Below are 5561 nucleotides of genomic sequence, written 5' to 3' on the forward strand. Positions count from 1 at the left end.
GCGTCAGGGGCATCGTGAAAACGGACCGCGCGTCGATCGACTCCAGTGTCCACCGTCACGCTTCCAAATTTACTTGGATTTCATACTGTCGTCTGGCGAACATTAGATTATTTACCTTTCCGTTAGCGCGACGCGGCCTTCAATATTTGCTGCGCCACCAGGGCGGGCGTCAGCTCCCGGCCTTCGCCTGACGTTCCACGTCGGCGCGGGTCTTGCGCACGTCCGGGTTGGACAGCGCCCGATCCAGCACCGTGTCGCGCATCAGCTGCCAGGTCCAGTCGACCTGCCGGAGCCCGTAAGCCCTGGTGTTGCCATGTGTGGCGCCAGTCGCTGCTTGCGGCAGACCAGTACCGTTTCTCCGTACTATTGCGGTACGATAATGCCGTACATGGTCGCTGAGGGGAGAACCGCATGAGCATCAGCGCAAGCGAGGCCAGGCAGCGGCTGTTTCCGCTTCTGGAACAAGTCAACACGGATCACCAGCCCGTGCGCATCACCTCCAAAGCCGGGGATGCGGTACTCATGTCTGCCGACGACTACGACTCGTGGCAAGAGACTGTCTACCTGCTGCGCTCACCGGAAAACGCTAGGCGACTGATGGACGCGGTCGCCCGGGACAAGGCCGGGCGCTCCGCACTCACCAAGTCCATAGACGAGCTGCGGGAGATGGCCGGCGGCGAGGAGTGAGAAGCATCCACTTCGACCCTGATGCCCGGGAAGACTTCCTATTCTGGCTGGCCGCCGACCGTAAGGCCGCCCGCCGGATCACGCGCCTGATCGGAGAGATCCAACGCAATCCGTTCAGCGGGATCGGCAAACCGGAACCACTCAAGGGTGAGCTATCAGGATATTGGTCCCGCCGGATCGACGACGAACACCGGCTGGTGTACCGAGCAGAGGACGACGAAGTCAAAATCGTCAAGGCCCGATACCACTACTGAATTCGGCGTCAGGAGCGTGAATTCGGCGTCAGGAGCGCGAGCGCATCGACAAGCAGTCGCTTCCAGCCCGCGTGCCAACTTGGCACGTAACGGCCAGCGCGTGCTCATGTCGCACGTGGCCCACAACCAACGGAGTCATCGCCCATCCATTTCACGCCATTGCCGACCAGTGCCAAGCTGTTCTCAGCCATCTCGGCCAGGCTGCCAACAATCTCATCCCCTTCGCGCTGTTCCCGAAATAGGGTCAGCACCAGCAGGTGTAGCGGGTCAGTGGATGACGGCTCGACGGTCATCAGGCTGATGATGCGGCGGCATCCACACTCGAGCAAGGTCGGAAGTCTGAGGATGCGAGGGATGCCGGTTGTCGCCGGACACCGCTACGCTCTCATTCATGGATCCTGGCGATCTCGATTCACGCGTCGCTGCTCTTGAGCACCAAGTGCGCGACCTGGCCGGGCGGGTACAGGCAAGCGAGCAAGACGCCGCGGCCGCTCGGGTACTCGCAGGAGCCGCCGACCGCGACGTCAGCGGATTTCGCGACGATCTCCGCGAGTTCCGCCAGGCCAAAGCGGCAAGCTTCAACGCCCTCCGGGAGGACTTCGTTGACCTTCGATCGCACTTCGGTGCCCTCCAAGAGAATGTCGACCAAGGATTCACCGAGATGCGCGGCAGATTCGACGCCGAAGCCGCCGGACAACAGCAGATCGTTGGCCTTCTCGGGACGATCATCACGGATCAAGGACATAGCCGACCGACCGAATGAGCTCGAGCGGTTCGGGCAGACGGCGGACAGCTCAGGCAGCAAGCCGGCGCCGTCCGGCCCCCGCCAAGACCGAATGCTCGGGACCTCGACAGCGGAGAGCACCCACACGATGCGTCACCGCCACGATGCGTCACCGCCACGGCAGGAAACCGACGGGTCAGTCCAGGCCGAGCGCAGCGCGCAGCCGTGTCGGGCTCATCGTTCCGGGTTGGTCGGTGTCTTGCGGGAAGGAGTCGAGCAGCCGGATCAGGTCGGGGCGTCGGGTCGGGTCGTCGGCGCATTCACGGGGCGTGTGACCGGCCAGTGCAGGGATCGGTTCGTCAAGCCAAGCCGCTTCGTGTTTGCGGGTAATCTCGTCGAGCGCCGCGGCGATGGCCGGGTCCGCGGCCGGGTCAAGCACGTCGGCCGACGTCGCCGGGCCGCGTGCGGCGAGCCGCTGGACGGCGCGAAGATCGCCGGCGGGGTCGCGGGTATCGCTCAAGACGGTCACCGACGGGTCCAGCGCACGAATGGTGGCTAGAACGCGCTCGAAACGGATCATGCTGTTAGCGTGAACATTCAGTTCGTCGCCCCTGAGTTCCAAGTGCGCCCGGATCCGCTCCATGCCGTGAGTGATGACGTGCTCGAACCACATCAACGTGCCATCCGGCTGGTCCTCCTCGCGTTCGTAGTTGTCATCAAGCGCGCGGGCCAGCGCGGCCGGGTCGTCGACTCGTAGCCTGGCATCACAGATCATCAACGGTTCGCCCTCGGTGTTTTGCAGCACCGGCGGGGCGAATCGACGGGACAGCGCCGCGACGAGGTCGACGGGGCCGGGCTCGTCGTCGAGCAGCGCGATCAGGTCGTCGCGCTCGCCGAGCGATACCGGCTCCATCCCGCCGAAGACCTGCATCGTGTCGCCGGCCGGGACAACCCGGGCACTGTAGAGTTCGCCGACGTTCACCTGCGAGCTGCCGACCCGCCCGCGCACCTGGTGCACGTCGCCGGTGCGCACATCACGCAGCGTGAATCCCCGCCCGCGCGACACGTCGAGCACCTCGTGCACCGAACGCTCCACGAGCAGCCACTGCTCGGCCAACAACCGCTCGTCTTCCGGCAGCAAGAAACCGCGCGTGTCGAGAAAGTCGGCGAACGCACCCCCCTCGAACAGCACCGCATCGCAGACCAGAGGATCGCGGAACGCGGCAATGAGCGCGTCTGAAGAATCCCAGTACTGCGTCCGGGCCTCCGCGGTGTCGACGAGCAGGGCCGTGAACGGACCGTCGAGCAGGCCGGTTGTGGCCTTCTGATACAGCCAGGCGGCCCGCTGCTCGAGCGGCAACTGCTCGCGATTGAGGTGACACACCTTGTACTTGCGGCCCGAGCCGCACCAGCACCGCTCGTTGCGGCCGAGGTCCGGGCGAGCTGCAGGCCGGAAACGCTCTAGCAGCTGCACCAATTCGTCGTCGTCGGGCGCCCCCGCGCGGCGCAGCAGCGCCAGCCCCCGCTCGGCGTCGCCGCGATCGCCGGCGTAGCGGGCCAACGACAGCAGCGTCAACGGCCATGACGGATCCAGCGACTCGGCTTCATGCAACGTCGCCTCGGCCTTTTCGACGTCACCGAGCCGCTCGTAGGCCTTGGCCCGCATCCAGCGCAACGCCGGGCGCGCGGCGCGCGGCGTCAGCGGCTCCGCCGATTCCGCAAACACCCCCAAGGCGACGGCGGAATCTGCTTCTTCAGAATGGGTTTCGGCAAGCGCGGCTGCCGCCACGGCCGGATCAGCGAGGAATTCGAGGGTGGCACGAACGGTGGTGCGGTCGCGATCCGGCTCTTGCTTGACTGGCGAGGCGACCGGCGCAAGTTGCGTGACGATTTCGGTGAGGCCCTCCTCGTCGCCGCCGTCTTGGGCGGCCTGGACGGCCTCGACCAGGTCACGCGTCTGCTCGTGAAGCCGCACGGTCGCCAGCACGGCCAGCGCCTCATCCTCGTGAAGTTGGTACCGCGCCATGATCGATTCGATCCGGCCAGCTACCCGCCATGCGCCGAAATCGAACCCGCTACCGGCAATCCAGTCGCCTTCGCAAGCCAACCCGCTGGCCGCCAGCAGGTCACCCAGCGGGGCCGTCGGCTCACGAAACGCGCTGTCGTCGTCGGCGCACACCGTCCACACAGCAGCGTCGAGCATCTCGGGCTGATCGGGACGCTCTTCGAGCAGGGCGCCCAGCGCCATACCGACATTGCACGGGGCCGGCTCTGCCGCCGTCGCCAACTCGAATCCCGTTGCGGTGACCCGCAACCCGACCAGGTCACCAGCTCGGGCACCGAGCGCGGCAAAGTAGCCGGGCCGCAGCAGTAATGCTTCCTCGCAGTCAACCGCTGTCGCGGGCACTCCTCGTGCGGCAAGCACGTCGCCGTCGAAGGATGGGAGAACGTCGGTGACCGGCGAGCCATCGACGAGCCGCTGATAGGTCTTTACCTTAGTCAGCATTGTTACCGGCGCCAGATCCGGATCGCACTCGATGATGTCGTGGGCGATTTCCGCTTCGCTGAGGCGGTGCGTGAAGACCCTGCCGTCGAGCAAAGCCGGAATCCAGGCCCACCGCCCATCGGTCAGGGGCATGAACGGCCCGGTATCGTCGTCGAGAACCTCAGCGACCGTAGCGCCGGCATCAGGGCCCAGGTCAACGCCATCGGCGTCGAGCCGACCCAACAGGGCGTCCTCGGTCATCGGACCGCTCGCCGAAAGGACTTGGCGCACAACAGCGGCAACCGACTCGTCAGACATCGCCTCGACGTTACTCGCGTAGGGCACGATGTCAGCAAGGACCCCTATTCCCATGCACGAATGCGGTCACCTGCTCGACATATTGCTCGAGGTCACGCAGATCTACCAGCCTGGACGCGACGATTTCATCCGACACCTCGACGTACTCGTGCACGAGGACATTGCGGAAGCCGACGGCCTTCCGCATGGCGTCGGACACTTGGGTCGTAAGTACTTCATGGCGCCCAAGCACTTTCATGGCGTCGGCGTTGTCTGCCGGCGGCCCCCAGCCCTGCGCCGAGCAGATGTGCTGGGCGATATCGATACATGCCTCAATGGATGTGACAAATGTGTACTTGACACCGCGTAGCCACATCGGGTCGGCGGACGCGCATCACCAGCATTGGACTCCTGATGATGCAAAATTCCCAGATCGTCGGTGACAACGCGCAGCAGCCGAAAAACGCGGACTTCATCCGCCACGGCGCAGCACCGCTTCTGCGAATCCCGGCGAGCGATTTCGAGCCGCGGCAGCTCGTCGGGATAGATCTTGCGGGTCGTCGCCTCCCACACCACACGAGCACTGGGATCCCGCTCGAAGAGAAGTTTCCCGCTCATCGCGACTCGGCCCGCAAGTTCGAGAGGAGCGCGATTCAGGACGAGCAGGTCGACACCGGAGGGCAAAACAACCTCGAAAGCTTCCGGTGCTTGTTCGTCGAAATAGGCGGCGATGTCGACATCGGAATCCGCACGGGAAGTGCCCGCCGCGCGACTGCCATGAAGGTAGGCAAAGACGGCGCCGCGGTGCCGCAGCGCTTGTATTGCTTCCTCAACTCGCTTGTCCACCCGGTCCACCGTCGGATTATCTCATCGGACAAAGGCCCATAGGTGTGAGTACCGTGGAGGCATCACCGATTCGAGCCCGAGGCGGCCTTCAATATTTGCTGTGCCGCCAGGGCGGGGGTCAGTTCCCCCGCCCTTACCTGACGTTCCACGTCGGCGCGGATCTTGCGCACGTCCGGGTTGGACAGCACCCGATCCACCACCGTGTCGCGCACCATCTGCCAGGTCCAGTCGACTTGCTGGGCCCGCCGGCGCGCCTGGAACTCCCCCG

Annotated in this window: 6 protein-coding genes and 3 pseudogenes; 3 read left to right on the forward strand and 6 right to left on the reverse strand. The window is 65.0% G+C overall.

Translation table 11 applies throughout. The annotated features are described in order from the left end of the window. Nucleotides 1–122: 122 nt before the first annotated feature. Nucleotides 123–283: pseudogene (locus ACLP9N_RS20480) on the reverse strand (methylmalonyl Co-A mutase-associated GTPase MeaB); the annotation flags it as partial. Nucleotides 284–411: 128 nt separating this feature from the next. Here ACLP9N_RS20480 and ACLP9N_RS20485 point away from each other — a divergent pair. Next, nucleotides 412–687, forward strand: coding sequence for a type II toxin-antitoxin system Phd/YefM family antitoxin (locus ACLP9N_RS20485; RefSeq protein ID WP_442409133.1), 276 nt, complete (start codon nt 412–414; stop codon nt 685–687). Beyond that, nucleotides 684–941, forward strand: a complete 258-nt coding sequence (locus ACLP9N_RS20490; protein ID WP_442409134.1) for a Txe/YoeB family addiction module toxin — start codon at nt 684–686, stop codon at nt 939–941. Before ACLP9N_RS20485 ends, ACLP9N_RS20490 begins: the two co-directional genes overlap by 4 nt. Nucleotides 942–1045: 104 nt before the next feature. On the opposite strand, the gene ACLP9N_RS20495 is transcribed toward ACLP9N_RS20490, so the two are convergent. Then, on the reverse strand, nt 1046–1234 hold the full coding sequence (locus ACLP9N_RS20495) for a hypothetical protein (RefSeq protein ID WP_442409135.1): 189 nt from the start codon (nt 1232–1234) through the stop codon (nt 1046–1048). A gap of 98 nt (nt 1235–1332) precedes the next feature. On the opposite strand from ACLP9N_RS20495, the gene ACLP9N_RS20500 reads away from it, so the two are divergent. After that, nucleotides 1333–1704: a hypothetical protein gene (locus ACLP9N_RS20500; RefSeq protein ID WP_442409136.1), complete on the forward strand. Its 372-nt coding sequence runs from the start codon at nt 1333–1335 to the stop codon at nt 1702–1704. 157 nt (nt 1705–1861) lie between these two features. Here ACLP9N_RS20500 and ACLP9N_RS20505 read toward each other — a convergent pair whose 3' ends face one another. From ACLP9N_RS20505 to ACLP9N_RS20520, 4 genes and pseudogenes are all read right to left on the reverse strand, one after another. Further along, nucleotides 1862–4468, reverse strand: coding sequence for an SEC-C metal-binding domain-containing protein (locus ACLP9N_RS20505; protein WP_442409137.1), 2607 nt, complete (start codon nt 4466–4468; stop codon nt 1862–1864). Between the two features lie 31 nt (nt 4469–4499). Then, nucleotides 4500–4823 carry a type VII toxin-antitoxin system HepT family RNase toxin gene (gene hepT / locus ACLP9N_RS20510; protein ID WP_442409138.1) on the reverse strand — a complete coding sequence of 108 codons (324 nt, stop codon included), beginning with the start codon at nt 4821–4823 and terminating at the stop codon, nt 4500–4502. Nucleotides 4824–5044: 221 nt separating this feature from the next. Beyond that, nucleotides 5045–5302: pseudogene (locus ACLP9N_RS20515) on the reverse strand (nucleotidyltransferase domain-containing protein); the annotation flags it as partial. A 53-nt stretch (nt 5303–5355) separates the two neighbouring features. Further along, nucleotides 5356–5561, reverse strand: a pseudogene (locus ACLP9N_RS20520) (methylmalonyl Co-A mutase-associated GTPase MeaB); the annotation flags it as partial.

Source organism: Mycobacterium sp., from assembly GCF_052144515.1.
In the GTDB taxonomy this organism is placed as follows: Bacteria; Actinomycetota; Actinomycetes; order Mycobacteriales; family Mycobacteriaceae; genus Mycobacterium.